A 15,851-nucleotide genomic window follows, 5' to 3' on the forward strand; every position below is an offset into this window, starting at 1 on the left:
GCTCCGTCACCGACTCGTCTCGGATCGCACGGCTGATTTCAGCCGTTTCAGATCCGCAAGCTCCCGCCGGATGTCCTCCGCCACCTCCCGGACCTCGATCGCGACTCTCGGTTCCAGGCCCATCTCAAGTTCGAGAGCGGTCGTGAGAGGAAGAAGTAATGTGGACGACGGGGATTCCCGGATGAGAGCGGCCATTTGGTCGAAGCCGAGAACCGGGCTCGCGGACACCACGTCCCCGATCAATCCCTCGGGAAAGCCGTCTAGCTGTGGGAGGATTCCGAGGACGGTCCGGATGTCGCCGACTGCTGATGGATATTCGCCCAACCGGATGCATGCCTGAAAGCGAAGCATGTGTACGTGAGCCCGCTGGTCCAGCGCATCCATCCTCCGGCGCTCGGGACACTCGCCCGCTTCGGCAAGTCCATCGGTCTCGGCCAGGCGTCGCAACATTTCATCATACGTCACGCGCTGCTCCAAACCACGGTTCAGGCTGCTGAATACAGTCGCCTTCAGAAAAAGTCCGTAGGCCACTACGTCTCTTATGTCAGCGACCGAACTGTCTCCGAAATGCTCCACGAGTTTCTCGAGTTCCGCGATCGATTCGTCCGGGCGCTCCAGATTGAAAAGGTGTTCCGCGTTGAGGACGCGCGCTTCTGCGAGGAGACCGCGCGCGCGGGTCGTGAGTTCGTCGCCGGACCCAAATCGGCGCTCGAGCTTACCATAGACTTCCACCTCCTCGGCGGTTCTTTCCATCTCGCGCAGCACGCGCGCGCGCGTGATCATCGCGACCGCCACCGCCTCGGCGGGATCATTCCTGTCGAACCTACGGATCAAATCGTCGCAGGCTCCGAGGGCTTCGTCCGATCGCCCCAGCTCGTGCAGGCAAAGTGCCTTGCACTGCAAGACGGCAGCGAACTCGTCGCGAAGCGCGGCGGATGTCTTCGTCGCGTGACGCCCGATCGCCTCCCACTCGTGCAGCACGCCGTCCCAGATCTCGAGCGCGCGAGCCGTATCGCCCCGTTCAAGCGCTTCCGCAGCTCGGTCCCGACGCTCCGCGGCCGCCTCGATGGCCTCCGTCACATCGTCGTCCGCGTATCGGGGGTGTTCCCGAACAAAATGCGGCGCCAGCAGGGGACTTCGACCCAGGCGGCGTAACGTGACATCGTGGAGGCCTTGGACGGCCGAATCCAGGGTGGGTGCGTCCGCCATCATCCGATCCACGAGCCCTTCCAGTTCTCGTTTCGCGTAGTACGCCTCCATGAACGCCACCAGCGCCTGGGCCAACCCGTCCGTCCCTCGGCTTTGGCGGAGCAGATAATAGATGGCGTAGAGACGCTCGCTGACGTAGTACTGCTTGCGACGGGCCGTTCCGCCCGCCTCCGACACCACACCGCGCCCGATCAGGCGCCTGAGCTGGGCGCTGCACGCGCTCGTTTCGATTCTGGCGCGCTCCGCGGTTTCCCGGGCCGTCGACGGCTTCCATAGTTCGAGGAGCGCCAGGTAAACTCGGCGTTCCTGGGCGGGCAGTGATTCCAGGTGGCTCTTGAAATAGGCGGTGTGTTCGTCGACCAGATCCAGAAGATCGGCCATCAGGGCGCCGAAGGACGTCTCCGCGGCGAAGCGTGCCATGATGGCCAGCAAGCGGGGGCTTCCGCCGGTAATGATCTGAAGACGACGGGCGGCGCCGGGCTGCACGGGCCGGCCGGCGACCGTTTCGCACAACACTGCGCTCTCCTTCCGGTCGAGCGGGCGCAGCGTCAACACCCGAAAGAGGTCGTATAGCGCCCGGTCGGGCCGGTCGATCTCGCCGAACCTGCTCGTCGCGCTGCCAACCAACATGATCTGCGGCTCGGTCTGGAGCGTCTGCCTCAGGCACCATCCCGCGTCGCGGTCCGTCATGTCGGAGAACATCATATTGAGGTTCTCCACGCCCAGCACCAGCCGCTTTCCCTCGCGCTCGGCGAAGTCCAGCACTGCGCCGAGGCACCGTTCGCGCAGCCTGCGGTCATCCCGCTCCTTCCGCAGATCCTCCAGGCTAAGGGAGAGATTCACCCCGCCCCTCTCACCCGGTACCTGGCGGGAGAGGTGGGACAGACACTCCAGCCAGAACTCGCCGCAGGTGCCGACTCCGTAGCTTTCCTCCGCGAACACGATCGGATACAGGCGGGAGGAGAGTTCGGGATCGGACCGGATCTCCGACGCTACGCGCAAGAGGAGCATCGTCTTTCCGCTCCCGCGCGGGCCGATCACGATGACGTGCTGGTTGGAGGCGCGCGTGTTCTCGCGAAGGGTCTCGATGATCGACCGGAACTCGCCCGTCCTGACGCAGAACGTCGCCCTCAGGTCGGCGTCGGAGAGGAAACCCGGATTGTAGTTCTTCGCCGCGATGCCCATGAGTCGAGCCTCCTCTCTAGTTCAACCGCCGGTCGAACGGCACGAAGCCATGTGAGTGGCGACCCCTCCACCAGTCCTCCACCAGCCCGGAGACGAAGCGGTAGCCGTCTTCGAGCCGGGCGAGGTATCCATCGTGTTCCAGCACGTGAAGCACATCTGCGACTCGGACCGTCACGCGGTCGGGCAGGGAAGAGAGGTACGCGCCGCACTGCGCGATTGACTGCTCACCGAGCACCCCGCCGCCCGCCGCGGTCTCGGTCAGGAGATCGATCGCGACACTGTAGCCTTCATCGCCCAGGACCATGCGCAGGCGACTCTCGTAGTGTTCGAGGTGGATTTGCCCCCGCACGCCGAGCATCTCCTGTGAATACACTTGGGACACGTCATCCGGTGTTGCTTCGCGGCGCCCGGCCCGGCGCAGATACTCGTGGAACTTGTCGAAGAACTGCTGGACATGCTGCGGGACGCAGCAGCGCAGCCGGCGGCACATCCTCCGGCACACCTCCTCCGGGAGCTGGAGATCGTAGGACCCGGCCAGTGCGCCCAGGCACTCGATCGCCGTCTCCTCATCCCACGGCTTGAGGTCGAAGGGAGCGAAGATGTTGGCGTGAGCACTCAACTCGGCCCGCTTGAGGATCGGTTCGAGACCCACGCTGCCGGACACGATCATCGGGATCCGTCTTCCGTGCGCCTGCCCGTTCTTTCGGAGCCAGCTCAGGAATTCATCCGCGTCTCTCCTGCGCTCGGGCGTCATTTCGAAATCGTGGCCCTGCAGCAGCCGATTCACGAGGATCGGGAGTTCATCGATCGCGAGGACCACGGGTCTTCCGCTCTCGGCCAGCGACGCAAACACCGCGTCACCCTTCGTACGCCAATTTCCCGCGTCGACTCGAGCGCGCAGCTTCACCCTGAGTTCGCTCATACCGAGTTCTTCGATACGGTCCACCGCCGCGCTCGAGGACTGCCCGATCCAATCCGTCATGCGGCCCCAGGTGCTCCGAACCCCCCTCGCCGCCGCAGCGATCTCCACGACGGCGTCCGCGGCCGTCACCGCATCCTCGAGATCGACGAACACCGTCGCGAAGTCGCCTTGAACCCGCAGGCGTCGAAGGAGTTCTCGGACCAGACTCGTCTTGCCCATCCGGCGCTGGGCGGTGACCAGCGTATGGATCCCGTCCCCGACGCGCTCCATGAGCGCCTCGATCTCGACTTCCCGGTCGAAGAAGCGGTCGCCCTCGACCCAGTTTCCTCCCGCCTTCCTCAGGTTCATATTTTTCTCCCAGCAACATTGTTGGAAACAAAATTGTTGGCAACAATACCGTTGGGGACCGGACGTCGCAAGGGGGCGAGCGGCATGTCGCCGGAAGCCGACAGCTTCACGCTCAAGGGCGTGACGCTTGACTCGAAGTCCATACGCAAGAAATTGTCAGCATTGGTTTACAGTTGCCGACTTTTTTTGACTCTGGTTGCCCGATGATCCCAAAATCCCCGAACGACGAGCGCCTCTCCGAGACGGGTCTCGGTACGTTCTTCCGTCCTTGCGACGCGGAAGCGGTCGGCATCGGCTACCACGAGCTTCGGCGCCTGGAGGACCTCGGTCTGGTCGAGCGCGAAGGTTGGGGCCTCTACCGGCAGACGCGTGCCGACATCACGAGCCACCATACAATCGCGGCCGTGTGCGCACGGGCGCGGCAGGCAGTCGTTTGCCTGCTCACGGCGCTGGAAGTCCACGATATCGGAACGCAGATGCCGCACCAGGTCTGGATCGCGATCCCCCACAAATCGCGCGTCCCGGCGCTCGGGAAGCTGCCGGTTCGCATCACGCGCTTCAGCGCGGCGTCCCTCACGTACGGTGTGGTGGATACGGAATTCGACGGCGTGCGCGCGAAGATCACGACTCCGGCGCGGACCGTGGTGGACTGCTTTCGGTTCCGAAGCAAGGTCGGACTCGAACCCGCGCTCGAGGCATTGCACGAGGTCCTTGATGACGGCAAGGCTACGCCCGATCAGATATGGCGAGCCGCAGAGATGTGCGGTGCCCGCTCACTGCTCCGACCGGCGCTGAGAATGCGGACGTACTGATGCGTCACAGGCCGATTACGAGTTCCCGCACTTGAGAGAAAGGAAGCATCGACACGAATGAGTGAGAATCGCGCTGCACCCCCGCCGTCCGCGCCGCGATTCGAACGCTATCGCGAATACCGCGAATCCGGCGTCGGATGGCTGGGGGAGATTCCGGCGCACTGGGAGGCGAAGAGGACGAAGTTCGCGGCCACGCTGCGGTCGGGGCACACTCCAAGCCGACAGAAGGCCGAATACTGGCAGGACTGCACGATTCCGTGGTTCAGCCTCGCGGATGTCTGGCAGGTTCGCGACGGACGAGTCGAGTACGTACACGAGACGGCCGAGAAGATCAGTGAGATCGGACTGGCGAACTCTTCGGCGAGGCTCCTCCCGGAGGGCACGGTGGTTCTTTCTCGCACTGCATCCGTAGGGTTCTCGGCGATCCTCGGCGGTGACATGGCGACGACGCAGGACTTCGTAAACTGGGTTTGCGGACCATCGCTACGGCCCGAATACCTGCTGTACGTCTTCCGTGCGATGGGGCCGGAGTTTCGGCGCCTGACGATGGGCTCGACCCATCAGACCATCTACATGCACGACGTCGGTGGTTTTTCGACGCCGGTCCCGCCCGTTCCAGAGCAGGACCAGATCGTCGCCTTCGTCCGCAAGGAGATCGGCAGGATCGATGCGCTGGTCGCGAACCAGGAGCGGCTGATCAATCTACTGCGGGAAAAACGCACCGCGCTCATCAGCGACGCCGTGACGAGGGGCCTCGACCCGGATGCGCCGATGTGGGACTCCGGCCACGAATGGCTGGGGGATGTCCCCGAAGGCTGGAAAGTTCTGCCTCTCAAACGGCTTGCTCTGATTCGCTATGGACTGGGCGAACCACCGCCCGAGCTTTCCGACGGGCTCCCTCTTATCCGAGCGACCGATATCTCCAATGGGCGGATTGCCGCGAGCGGCATAAGACGGATAGATCCTAAACAAATACCGAGGGATCGCGAGGTAAGACTCGAGGCCGACGATATCATCGTTGTTCGGAGCGGGGCGTACACGGGGGATTCGGCAATTGTGCCAAAGGCTCTTGAACATGCGATTGCCGGATACGATATGTTCATGCGCGTACGCAACGCCGCCCCAAAGTTCATCGCTTGGGCGCTGCTCAGTCGTCCGGTGCTGAACTCACAGATCGACCTGATGCGAGCACGCGCCGCCCAGCCCCATTTGAATGCGGAGGAGTTGGCGTCCGTAATGATTGCGGTTCCGCCGTTGGACCAACAGGCAGCGATCGTGCTGTTCTTGGACCGAAGTGTGGCGCGGATCGAGGAGGCGGTCGCAAAGGTGGACGAAGCCATTGGCCAACTTAGGGAGTACCGGACGGCTCTCATTTCAGCCGCGGTTACCGGCAAGATTGATGTTCGCAATCACCGTGACGGCCGGACCGTCACTGACCTCGGTCAACCAGGGCTGATGTTGTGACCCCCGTGACCGTGTCCGAACGCGTTCTCGAGGAGGTGATCGAGTGTGCGCTGCTTCGCTGGGGGCCTGACGCATGTGCCGAGAGCGGCCACGCCGTCCAAGAGAGCCCATCGGGCCCGTACGGCAATGGCTTTGCGCCCGGTGGCTACCTGCGGCGTGACTCCAAAATCCACTACGACCGGGACCTCTGCCTCCTTCTGCCGGATGTCATCGATTTTCTCGTTGCTACGCAGCCGCGCATGTGGGCGCGGCTGAAGCAGCACCACGGAGATGAGGTTCGGGACCAGTTCCTAAAGCGTCTATCGAAGGAACTCGAGCGGCGGGGGGCACTCGATGTGTTCCGCAGGGGCGTCAAGGATTCGGGGTGCAAGTTCCAACTGGCGTACTTTCGGCCGGCGAGCGGACTCAACGAGGAGACTGGCCGGCTCCACGCGGCGAACATGTTCTCCGTTGTCCGACAGCTCCGCTACAGCACCAAGAGCGAGAGGAGTCTCGACCTAGCGCTGTTTCTGAACGGCATCCCCTTCTTCACGGCCGAACTCAAGAATCCGCTCACCGGGCAGAACGTTCAGGACGCGATCCGACAGTACCGGCACGACCGGGATCCCCGCGAACCGCTCCTGACGCACGGGCGTTGCCTCGCACACTTCGCCCTGGATCCGGAGCTGGTGTACGTGACCACGCGGCTCGAAGGACCCAGGACCCGGTTTCTGCCCTTCAACCAAGGCAGGTTCGGCGGCGCTGGTAACCCACCCGTCGCTCCGACGCAGAACGGATACGCCACGGACTACCTCTGGAACGACGTGTGGGCCCGCGACAGCGTCCTCGATCTGATTCGGCAGTTCATCCACCAGGTGGAGGATGAGGACGGCGCGGGCCAGAAGACGAAACGCCTGATCTTCCCCCGCTACCAGCAACTCGATGCGGTACGACGCATGGTGTTCCACGCCCGGAGCCATGGAGCGGGAGAGCGCTACCTGATTCAGCACTCCGCCGGGAGCGGGAAGAGCTACACGATCGCGTGGCTCGCACATCAGCTCTCCACGCTCCACGACGCGGAAGATCGCTCGGTGTTCGACTCCATCGTCGTCGTCACCGACCGCCGCGTCCTCGATCGTCAGCTTCAGCAGGCCATCACCCAGTTCGAGCAGACGCTCGGCGTGGTCGAGAAGATCGACAAGGATTCGAAGCAGCTCCGCGGGGCGCTGGAATCCGGCAAGCGGATCATCGTCACGACGCTCCAGAAGTTCCCCGTGATCGCCGAGGAGATCGGTTCGCTTCCCGGGCAGCGCTTTGCCGTGATCGTCGACGAGGCGCACTCCTCCCAGTCCGGCGAGAGTTCGAAGAGCCTCAAGGCGGTGCTCGCCGCCGGGAGCCTCGAGGCGGCGGAAGAGGAGGAGGCTGGCGCCGCGACGCCGGAAGAGGAACTGGAGGCGGCGGTCCTCGCCGAGATGGAGAAGCGCGGGCCCCTGCCGAACCTCTCCACCTTCGCGTTCACGGCGACGCCCAAGGCGAAGACGCTGGAGTTGTTCGGCGTCAAACGGGCGGACGGCCAGTTCGAGCCGTTCCACCTGTACAGCATGAAGCAGGCGATCGAAGAGCGCTTCATCCTCGATGTCCTCGCCAACTACACGACATACTCGGCCTACTGGCGGCTCTTCAAGACGATCGAGGACGACCCGCGCTACGAGAAGGGCAAGGCCGCCTATCTGCTCAAGTCCTTCGTCGAACTGCACCCGCACGCGATCGGACGGAAGGTCGAGATCATGGTCGAGCACTTCGCCGGGCAGGTGCAGGACAGGATCGGCGGCAGGGCCAAGGCGATGATCGTCACCCGCTCCCGCCTCCACGCCGTACGCTACAAGCTCGCCGTGGACGCCTATCTGGCCGAGAAGGGACATCCCTGGAAGTGTCTCGTCGCCTTCTCCGGCAAGGTGAACGACGAAGGCAAGGAATACACCGAACCCGGCATGAACTCGGCCGGAGGACCGCACCTGATCGGAGAGCAGCAGACCGCGGCCGAATTCGCCACGCCCGAGTACCGGTTCCTGGTCGTGGCGAGCAAGTTCCAGACGGGCTTCGACCAGCCGCTCCTCCACACCATGTACGTGGACAAGAAGCTGGGCGGCGTGAACGCCGTGCAGACGCTGTCGCGCCTGAACCGGACCCAGCCCGGGAAGGACGAGACGGCGGTCCTCGATTTCGCCAACGAGACCGACCACATCCGCGAGGCGTTCGAACCCTACTACGACACGACGCTGCTCTCGGAGGCCACGGACCCCAACCTGCTCTACGACCTCCAGGGTGAGCTTCTCGGTTTCCACGTCTACACCGAGGCGGAGGTGGACGCCTTCGCCCGGGTCTACTTCGGCGAGTACGCCACGCAGGACCAGCTGTACGCCCTGCTCGCCGAGCCTGTGCAGCGTTCCCGTGACCTCGAACCCGAAGCGCGGTCGGAGTTCCGTGGCGGGCTGCGGAAGTACACGCGCCTGTACTCATTCCTGGCGCAGATCCTGACCTTCAAGGACGCGGATCTCGAGAAGCTGCACGTCTTCGCCCGCTACCTCCGGCAACTCTTGCCGGCGGATGGAAGCGAACTCCCGCGCGAAGTACAGCGGAACATCGACATGGAGTCGTACCGCATCCAGCAGACCGGGAAGGGAGGAATCACGCTGCCCCGGGGTTCCGGCACCATCGATCCCCGGAAGACCGGCATCCAACCGGGAGCGGCGCAGGAAGAGATCGAGGCCCTGTCACGGATCATCGCGGAGCTGAACGACCGCTTCGGCCTCAACCTCGGACCGGAGCACCGCGTGACCCTCACTCAGCTGATGGACAAGCTCGAGGACGACGCCGCGCTCGCCGCCGCGGCCCGCGTGAACACTCGAGAGAACGTGCGCCTGACGTTCGACCACAAGGTCGAAGAGGTGATCCAGGGCATCGTCGACTCGAACTTCGACCTCTACAAGCGAATCACCGACGACCACGCGTTCGGCGAACTCGTGAAGACCCTCCTCTTCGACCAGTACCTGCGCGGCCACCGGAACGCCGAGGAACTCATCAAGCGTGGGGAGTCGAAGACGCTGGAGTTCAAGTCGACCCTACGCTGGAACCTCAAGGAGGACCGCAAGGACAACCGCGTGACCCACGCCGCCCTGAAGACGATCGCGGCCTTCCTGAACACGGAGGGTGGCGATCTCCTTGTCGGCGTCACGGATGATGGCTCGGTCGTCGGCATCGAGCGCGACGGCTTCGACAACGACGACAAGTTCATGCTCCACCTGGTCCAGGTCGTCCGAAACGCGCTGGGTGATCGCGCGGGGACGTGCATCGACCCTAGGGCCCAGATCCTGAACGGAGCGACGGTCTGCGTCGTAAGCTGTCAGCGAAGCCCGGAACCCCTCTTCCTTCGGTGGAAGGGCTTCGAAAGCGCCGAGGAGGGCGACTTCTTCGTACGCAGCGGCCCCGGCACCGTGAAACTATCGGCAGAAAGCACCCAGAAATACACTCGCACGAGGTTCGAGCGCGCTCGTGGCTAGGAACGGATCTGAACTCCACGAAGCTATGGAACTCGGAGGCAGCCGGAACTCCGCTCGTACCGCCCCGCCGCGCCAGTGACCTTGGATGTGGCGGGCAGATCGTCACGCGTCGGAGCTGACTTCGGGTGGTGGGGTGGACTCGGTCCCGAGTCGTCGAATCTCGCGCGCCACGTAGGGGAACGCTCGCTCGACTTGGCGGAGACGCCCGTGCGTCTTGAACCTCGTGAAGTGAACCTCTCGCGCCGATAGCCAGGCGGGGCCATTGAGGTCCAGCCTGCTGATCGTGGCCTTGATCCTCGCTTGGAGGCACGGGTTCAGGTTGGGATTGGGGAACAGTCGGAATTCCACGGGCTCCATGTGGAACCACGCCTCGCCGTTAGCGTCGACTTCGAAGGGGTCCAAGACATCCTCGGAATCGCCTTTGCGATGATTCAGTATCTTGCAGGCGAGCCGCAGGTTACTCCACTCGTACACCAGTCGCCAATTCTTCGACTTGGGCACCATATGGTCGATTGTCAGACGGTGATCGTCCGTCGGCGGACAGGGAGTGCTCACCCGGAGGCCCGAGAAGGCGCACGTCTGATCGTACGTTCGCAGTAGATCGTTTCGCGCCCGGCGCCAATGCGAGCGTAGGTGCCTGCCCGGAATGCTCTCGCGATCGGGGAAGGTCTCATCGGGGTTCATCCGTCCTTGGCCGGGCAACGGGTCTTCGCCGACCAGCTCGGCCATGTCGCTCAAACCGGGCCTTCGCACGATTCGGTCGAAGGCCTCCGGTTCCGTGCGCAGCGCCACGCGCATCACTTCCGCTCTGTCCGCCTTCTCCGCCTCACGTCGTCGACAAAATACCCCCACCGGGCAAGGAACGGATCGTTTACCTCCAGTTCCCGAACAAGCTCTTCGTTCAGGGACTCCACGTCGTCAGGTTCGAGTTCCGCGATGTCGCGGACCAGCAATTCCCGCGCCTTCAGGATCATGGCCTCGGCGTGTGTGTTGCCCCGATCCGTGGGCAAACCGAAGGCATCATCTCTTGCCAGCCAGTGCCCGACGGTGCCCAGGCGCTCGAAGGGAGGGCTCCGCAACTCGACGAAGTCCGGCTGGCCGCCGGAATCCGGACCTTTAGCGAGCGCGAGGTCGAACCAGCGGTCCTTGTTCTCGTCAAAGAAGCGTTCGGCAGCGGACATAACCAGAGGTGAGTGGGTAGTCACGACCACCTGCATGTCGAGTTGTACGCCGAGTTCGGACACGGCATCGACCGCGATTGGGAGCGAATGGAGGATCATCCGCTGCCAGCGCGGGTGTAGGTGGCTCTCGATCTCGTCCACGAGGAGAACGATCCCCTCGCAGGCGTCGCGACCGAGGCGCCGGGCCGCCAGGCGGTGCTCACGCCACGTCAACGCGAGCATGTAGGCGAGGCTTGCGACCCGACGCACCCCCGCCGACGCGTGGAGGATGGGCACGGGACCGGCATACCGGGTGATGATCGTGGGGATGTCGCGCGAGTCCGAGAGCGATATCCTCGTCGGCTCGCCAACCTGGACCGGACCGAGAAAGGCTTCCTCAGCCACCGCGTTGAGCACGGCCATCATCCGGTCGTGATCGCGGTTTCGGGCCGCGGACCATTTTACCCAGTCGCTGATCAGGCCGTTGCACAAATGCACCGTCTTGCCCCGCTCCTTGACCGAGGACCCGTTGTACACCTCGTCCGGGGTGAGGACCAGGGCCGGTCGTCGCTGCGGGCGGCCGTCCTGGCGCGGCGGACCGTGCCGCAACGGGTCCCACGAGGAGAACGACCCGTCGGCGTGGGCGTAGACCACCAGGTTGGTGGCGAACGGCTCCTTGAAATCAACGTGGAACGGATCGACCGATTGGTCCGGCCGCACCTCAATGGTGCCCTCGCTCGAGGCCGGTATCCAAGCCTCCTCCGAGGGTTTGTACGTTACCTCGAACGCCGCACCCCGTTCAGGCTCTCGAACCCACGCCGTGATGCTTGCGGTCTCGGTCGGATCGCGCGGCTCGGCCATGTACCCGGTACCCATCCCGCTATTGACCTGCTGCGGCCAAGTGCGGGTCAGCACCCACCAGATCACGTCGAGAAGGAAGCTCTTCCCCAGACCGTTGTCACCGGTGACGATGTTGAACCGAGGAGCTAGCTCCATCACCATCCGGGGAGCGGGCCCGACGTTTTCTAGGCGGAGCTTTCGAACCAACCGCCGGCTCTTTGCTCCATCGGAACTGTGCAAGGTCTGGACTCCTCATGGCTGCGGGACGCGGGTGCCGCAGTTTCCGTCGATCATCATCACCGCGGGGCCCGAATCCCGTCAAGGTCGGCGCATAACCTCGTCGCCCCGCATGTACACCGTGAGCAACACCAATACCGCAGAAAAGAAATGATACGAGGCAACTTGGTGCTAGTGGTTGGTGTCGCGACCCTGTCGTACCGCAGTAGAAATGTCCTCCCTTAGCGCAGTAGAAATGTCCTCTTACGGTCCATGTTCGGTTTGGGGGCTTCGAACATGGTCCGGGAGAGGAGCTGATGGAGTTGAGTCTGAGGGAGAGGGACCGCGTGTCGGTACTTCGACAGGTGAGCGAAGGCGTGCTGACGGGAGCGGCCGGGGCGGCGCGGCACGGGGTGACGCCTCGTCACTTCCGGCGTCTGCTTCGGCGGTTCGAGGCGGAGGGTGACGCCGCGGCGGTGCACGGCCTCAAGGGGCGGCCATCGAACCGGTCGCTGCCCGCGGCGGTGCGGGAGCTTGCGCTGTCGGTGGCGGCCGATCCGCTGTACGCGGACTTCGGCCCGACGCTGCTGGCCGAGCACCTCGGGCGGCGCTGGGCGAACCGGGACAGTGGGACAGCTCCGCGCACCCGTGGCTGGAGGAGAGGTCGCCGGGGAGCCAGACGCTGATCTCGATCCACGACGACGCGACGAGCCGTCTGCTCATGGCCCGCTTCGTGGCGCGCGACAACGGGGCGGAGAACCGGCGGGCGATCATCGAGTATCTGGGGCGCCACGGCCGGCCCGTGGCGGTCTACACCGACCACGCGGGGCACTTCGGGCAGTGGCTGTCGAAGCGGGAGGAGCGCACGGACACGATCATTTCGCGCGCGCTGGGCGAGCTGGGCGTCGAGGTGATTCTGGCCGGCTCTCCCCAGGCCAAGGGACGGGTCGAGCGGAGCTTCGGCACCGCGCAGGACCGGCTGGTCAAGGAGATGCGGCTGGAGGGGATCGCCACGCTGGAGGCGGCCAACCGCTTTCTGGAGGACTACTGGGTCCCGTTCTGGAACGAGCGCTTCACCGTCGAGCCCGCCGATCCCCGCGACGCGCACCGCCCGCTTCCGGCCGGCGTGGACCTCGAGGCGCTCTTCGCCGAGACGGAGAGGCGCGTCGTGGCGCGCGACTTCACCATCCGGTTCGCCAAGCGGCGCTGGCAGATCCCGGAGCGGGAGGCCGGCGGCATCGTCCCGTCCGCCGAGATCGTCGTCGAGCGCCGCCTCGACGGTGAGGTCCGCTTCCGCTTCGGTGAGCGCTACCCGGAGGTCGAACCCGTATGCCAAGCCTCCGCCGCTTCCCCCAACGACGCGCCCGCCAAGCCGGTAAAGCCGCGGTCCGCACCTCCGAAGCCCGCTCCGGACCACCCCTGGCGCAAGCACTTCCAAGCCAGTGCCCAACAGGCCATCGCGCGCCGGAACCTCCGCCGCGAGAGAGAAGGGATATCCAACGAAAACGAACGGCCCCGCATCCCCGAAGCGACCGGAGCCGGGGCCAAAACCGGAACCCCCGGGGAGGACATTTCTGTTGCGCTCTAACCCCGGACATTTCTATTGCGGTTTGACACCCGTCGGGAAATGTTCGGATGTTGTCCTACTCAAGGGCAGCTTCAGGAGTCGGAGGGCGACGTGGACGGCCGCGGCACTCTCCGGGGGTTCGCGACACCGTATGCTGGTGGTCGACGCTGGGGCTAAGGCGTGGCCGAACCGTAGGGCAAAAGGGTCCGATCCACGGAGGTCGTGCGGCGGGCATGTGGGTTCGAAACCCCACCCCTCCGTACCTAGATTATGTTCGGGCGGCCTCGTCTTGACAGCCGTGGCCTGTTTACTCTTCTCCCGTCACCCCGCCGCTTGAGGGGACTGCACGGCCGTAGCCATCTCAACGATCCTTGGGCTCCCCACCCTCCCTTACTCGGCGACGCCCTTCTCGTTCAGGACCTCCCACACCCGGTCGGGGGTGATCGGGATGTCCATGTGCGTAACGTCCAGTTGGGCCAGCGCGTCCACCACCGCGTTGGTGATCGCCGCCGGCGCCCCGACCGTCGCCGACTCGCCGACGCCCTTTGCGCCGAGCGGGTGGTGCGGTGACGGGGTGACCGTGTGCGCGGTCTCCCACGCGGGCGTCTCCATGGACGTCGGGACGACGTAATCCATGAACGAGCCGGCCAGGTTGTTGCCGTCCTCGTCGTAGGGGATCTCCTCGAACAGGGCGGGCCCGATGCCCTGTGTGAGGCCGCCGTGGATCTGCCCCTGCACGATCATGGGGTTGATGATGTTGCCGCAGTCGTCCACCGCCACGAAGCGGCGCACCGTGACCTCACCGGTGCTGCGGTCGATGTCCACGACGCAGATGTACGTCCCGAAGGGGAAGGTGACGTTGGGCGGGTCGTAGTAGTTCGTCGCCTCGAGCCCCGGCTCCATCCCCGGCGGCAGGTTGGTGTAGGCGGCGAAGGCGCAGTCCGGGATCGTCACCGACCTGTCCGGCGCGGTGTCGGTGTCGCCATCATCAACTCGCTCGTCGAGGCCGCCAAGGCCAGAGCCCACGGTTATTATGGCAGCCCCGCGCCGCCAATCGGGACCGCTCGCCCGTTCTCCCGGGGGCTCCCCGACCCTCAACCCGGCTCTGCTGCCCCGGCGCCCATTTCCTCCAAGTGATTCCGACCCGCCGAGGTGAGCCGGAACCGCTGGTTTCGGCTGCTTGGTTTTTCCGGGATCGTCATCTCGATCCAGCCCTCCTGGAGACAGGGCCTCAGATATCTCTCTCGCAGATTTCCCACATCCCGGAGTTTGAGGGCGGTGAGGAGTTCTTGTCGGCTCATTTCAGCGGAGATGGCCAGTAGCAATCTGTCCGGAGACTTGGCCGCGGACGTTCGTGCAGCGGACTCCGGCACATGCCCGACGGTGCAACTTTCGGGCTCGTCCACGCGGTCCTCGCGCACTTCCCAGTTCTCGGCCAGCGGAAGGTGGTACTGTCCGGATTCGGGTCGTGAAGGCGGTGCGGGCGCTTGGGCTCGCAAAGGGCCGGCGCGAAGAATCCGTCGCAATACGTCCGGGGTCTTTGGGTTCGTCCAGGCTTCGGCACCGCGACCAAGCAGGTCCTCAAGGCCCTTGGAGCGCTCGCCGTCGGCGCGAGCGTATACAGGCACGAATCTCAGCTTGTCCAGCTGCTCCGTCGCGCCCGCCCATGTGCCGCCACGCCCTCGGTCCGAGTTCACACCAGGGCCGCGTCGGACAGCGCGTAGATGAGCTTGTTGCGCTGCATGGCATGGCCCACCAGGAACCGGGCCGCGGGATCGTAGGGACAGACCAGAACGAGCCGTCCGTCCATCAAGAAGTTGCGATTGCCTCGGTTCAGGGCCGCCCGTTCGAGGCCGTTGGCCAAGACGCCGACGGACCGGCCGCCGGCCTCCAGCGCGCCTCTCATTGCGGCCTGGTCCGTTCCGCGCGCGCCGCCCGAGACAATAGCCATCTTCGCTCCCGCGGCGAGCCGACCCACATCCTCCGCATACTTGATGAGGTCCTCGTTCACTTCGCGCGAACCGACCACCGCCAGTCCGCCACCGTTCAGAATCGTGCGATCGCCGCAACCGTAGAGAACTGGGGGCGCGTTTTCCCGCAGCCGCACCTTGAGCTGTTGCGGATAGTCGGGATCGGCCCGGGTCGTGATCCACAGAGCGCGAGCCCGCCAACGCTCGACCGCCTGCGCCAGGAGAAACCCGCGCCCGAGGAGCCGCCGGATTCTCTCCCTGTCCAGGTTGGTGCCGGATGCGCACAACGTTTCCGTCGCGTCGCTACCGAGCAGGTCGGCGGGTTCCCGCTGGACTGCCCGTAGCCGGCGGGCGAAGTCACGGTACTCGGCAGCGCTCAACGGCTTCAGATTCGGGGGTGGGGCGCGTTTCCCCCCGGTCTGCGGTCTCTTGGAACGCCTGCGCCCGCCCGCAAGGCGCGGTCAAGAAAAGGATTGCCTGCGCGTTCGGACTGAAGTCCGCGTTCATCCGCTTCTGCTCTGCGTGCTCCCCGGTCTGCCCCAGAACCGCTTCGGCACCAAGTCGCAGGGCCAGATCTCATCGTCCGGAATCTCGTCACGTGGACGGGCCTCGAATATCA

General features: G+C 64.8%; 12 protein-coding genes. 5 read left to right on the forward strand and 7 right to left on the reverse strand.

The genetic code is table 11. The annotated features are described in order from the left end of the window. Window positions 1-6: 6 nt before the first annotated feature. Both ACOQPP_RS01970 and ACOQPP_RS01975 read right to left on the reverse strand, forming a co-directional pair. Window positions 7-2,394 (reverse strand): AAA family ATPase, encoded by a 2,388-nt coding sequence (locus ACOQPP_RS01970; RefSeq protein WP_419165517.1) that lies wholly within the window; start codon window positions 2,392-2,394, stop codon window positions 7-9. A gap of 16 nt (window positions 2,395-2,410) precedes the next feature. Then, a complete protein-coding gene (locus ACOQPP_RS01975; RefSeq protein WP_419165518.1) occupies window positions 2,411-3,664 on the reverse strand; it encodes an ATP-binding protein in 1,254 nt (417 codons plus the stop codon). Between the two features lie 203 nt (window positions 3,665-3,867). On the opposite strand from ACOQPP_RS01975, the gene ACOQPP_RS01980 reads away from it, so the two are divergent. From ACOQPP_RS01980 to ACOQPP_RS01990, 3 genes are read left to right on the forward strand one after another with little or no spacing between them, the layout of a single operon-like run. After that, entirely contained in the window at window positions 3,868-4,476 is a 609-nt protein-coding gene (locus ACOQPP_RS01980; RefSeq protein ID WP_419165519.1) for a type IV toxin-antitoxin system AbiEi family antitoxin domain-containing protein, read from the forward strand. Window positions 4,477-4,533: 57 nt separating this feature from the next. Further along, window positions 4,534-5,940 carry a restriction endonuclease subunit S gene (locus tag ACOQPP_RS01985; protein ID WP_419165520.1) on the forward strand — a complete coding sequence of 469 codons (1,407 nt, stop codon included), beginning with the start codon at window positions 4,534-4,536 and terminating at the stop codon, window positions 5,938-5,940. A gap of 11 nt (window positions 5,941-5,951) precedes the next feature. Then, window positions 5,952-9,479, forward strand: a complete 3,528-nt coding sequence (locus tag ACOQPP_RS01990; RefSeq protein ID WP_420635764.1) for an RNA-binding domain-containing protein — start codon at window positions 5,952-5,954, stop codon at window positions 9,477-9,479. A gap of 102 nt (window positions 9,480-9,581) precedes the next feature. Here the strand turns inward: ACOQPP_RS01990 and ACOQPP_RS01995 are convergent, their stop codons facing one another. Continuing rightward, a complete protein-coding gene (locus tag ACOQPP_RS01995; protein ID WP_420635765.1) occupies window positions 9,582-10,271 on the reverse strand; it encodes an HNH endonuclease in 690 nt (229 codons plus the stop codon). A 5-nt stretch (window positions 10,272-10,276) separates the two neighbouring features. Next, window positions 10,277-11,635 carry an AAA family ATPase gene (locus ACOQPP_RS02000; RefSeq protein ID WP_420635766.1) on the reverse strand — a complete coding sequence of 453 codons (1,359 nt, stop codon included), beginning with the start codon at window positions 11,633-11,635 and terminating at the stop codon, window positions 10,277-10,279. Between the two features lie 377 nt (window positions 11,636-12,012). On the opposite strand from ACOQPP_RS02000, the gene ACOQPP_RS02005 reads away from it, so the two are divergent. Further along, the gene (locus ACOQPP_RS02005; RefSeq protein ID WP_419165522.1) at window positions 12,013-12,381 is read left to right on the forward strand and encodes a helix-turn-helix domain-containing protein; all 369 of its coding nucleotides are present in this window, start codon (window positions 12,013-12,015) and stop codon (window positions 12,379-12,381) included. A gap of 35 nt (window positions 12,382-12,416) precedes the next feature. Next, on the forward strand, window positions 12,417-13,283 hold the full coding sequence (locus ACOQPP_RS02010; RefSeq protein ID WP_420635767.1) for a hypothetical protein: 867 nt from the start codon (window positions 12,417-12,419) through the stop codon (window positions 13,281-13,283). A 369-nt stretch (window positions 13,284-13,652) separates the two neighbouring features. Here the strand turns inward: ACOQPP_RS02010 and ACOQPP_RS02015 are convergent, their stop codons facing one another. From ACOQPP_RS02015 to ACOQPP_RS02025, 3 genes are all read right to left on the reverse strand, one after another. After that, on the reverse strand, window positions 13,653-14,360 hold the full coding sequence (locus tag ACOQPP_RS02015; protein ID WP_419165524.1) for a molybdopterin cofactor-binding domain-containing protein: 708 nt from the start codon (window positions 14,358-14,360) through the stop codon (window positions 13,653-13,655). Then, window positions 14,357-14,563, reverse strand: a complete 207-nt coding sequence (locus ACOQPP_RS02020) for a Fic family protein (RefSeq protein ID WP_420635965.1) — start codon at window positions 14,561-14,563, stop codon at window positions 14,357-14,359. Before ACOQPP_RS02020 ends, ACOQPP_RS02015 begins: the two co-directional genes overlap by 4 nt. 392 nt (window positions 14,564-14,955) lie before the next feature. Continuing rightward, window positions 14,956-15,612, reverse strand: a complete 657-nt coding sequence (locus tag ACOQPP_RS02025; protein WP_420635768.1) for a DNA-processing protein DprA — start codon at window positions 15,610-15,612, stop codon at window positions 14,956-14,958. Between the last annotated feature and the right edge of the window lie 239 nt (window positions 15,613-15,851).

Source organism: Candidatus Palauibacter sp. (assembly GCF_965222475.1).
GTDB lineage: Bacteria > Gemmatimonadota > Gemmatimonadetes > Palauibacterales > Palauibacteraceae > Palauibacter.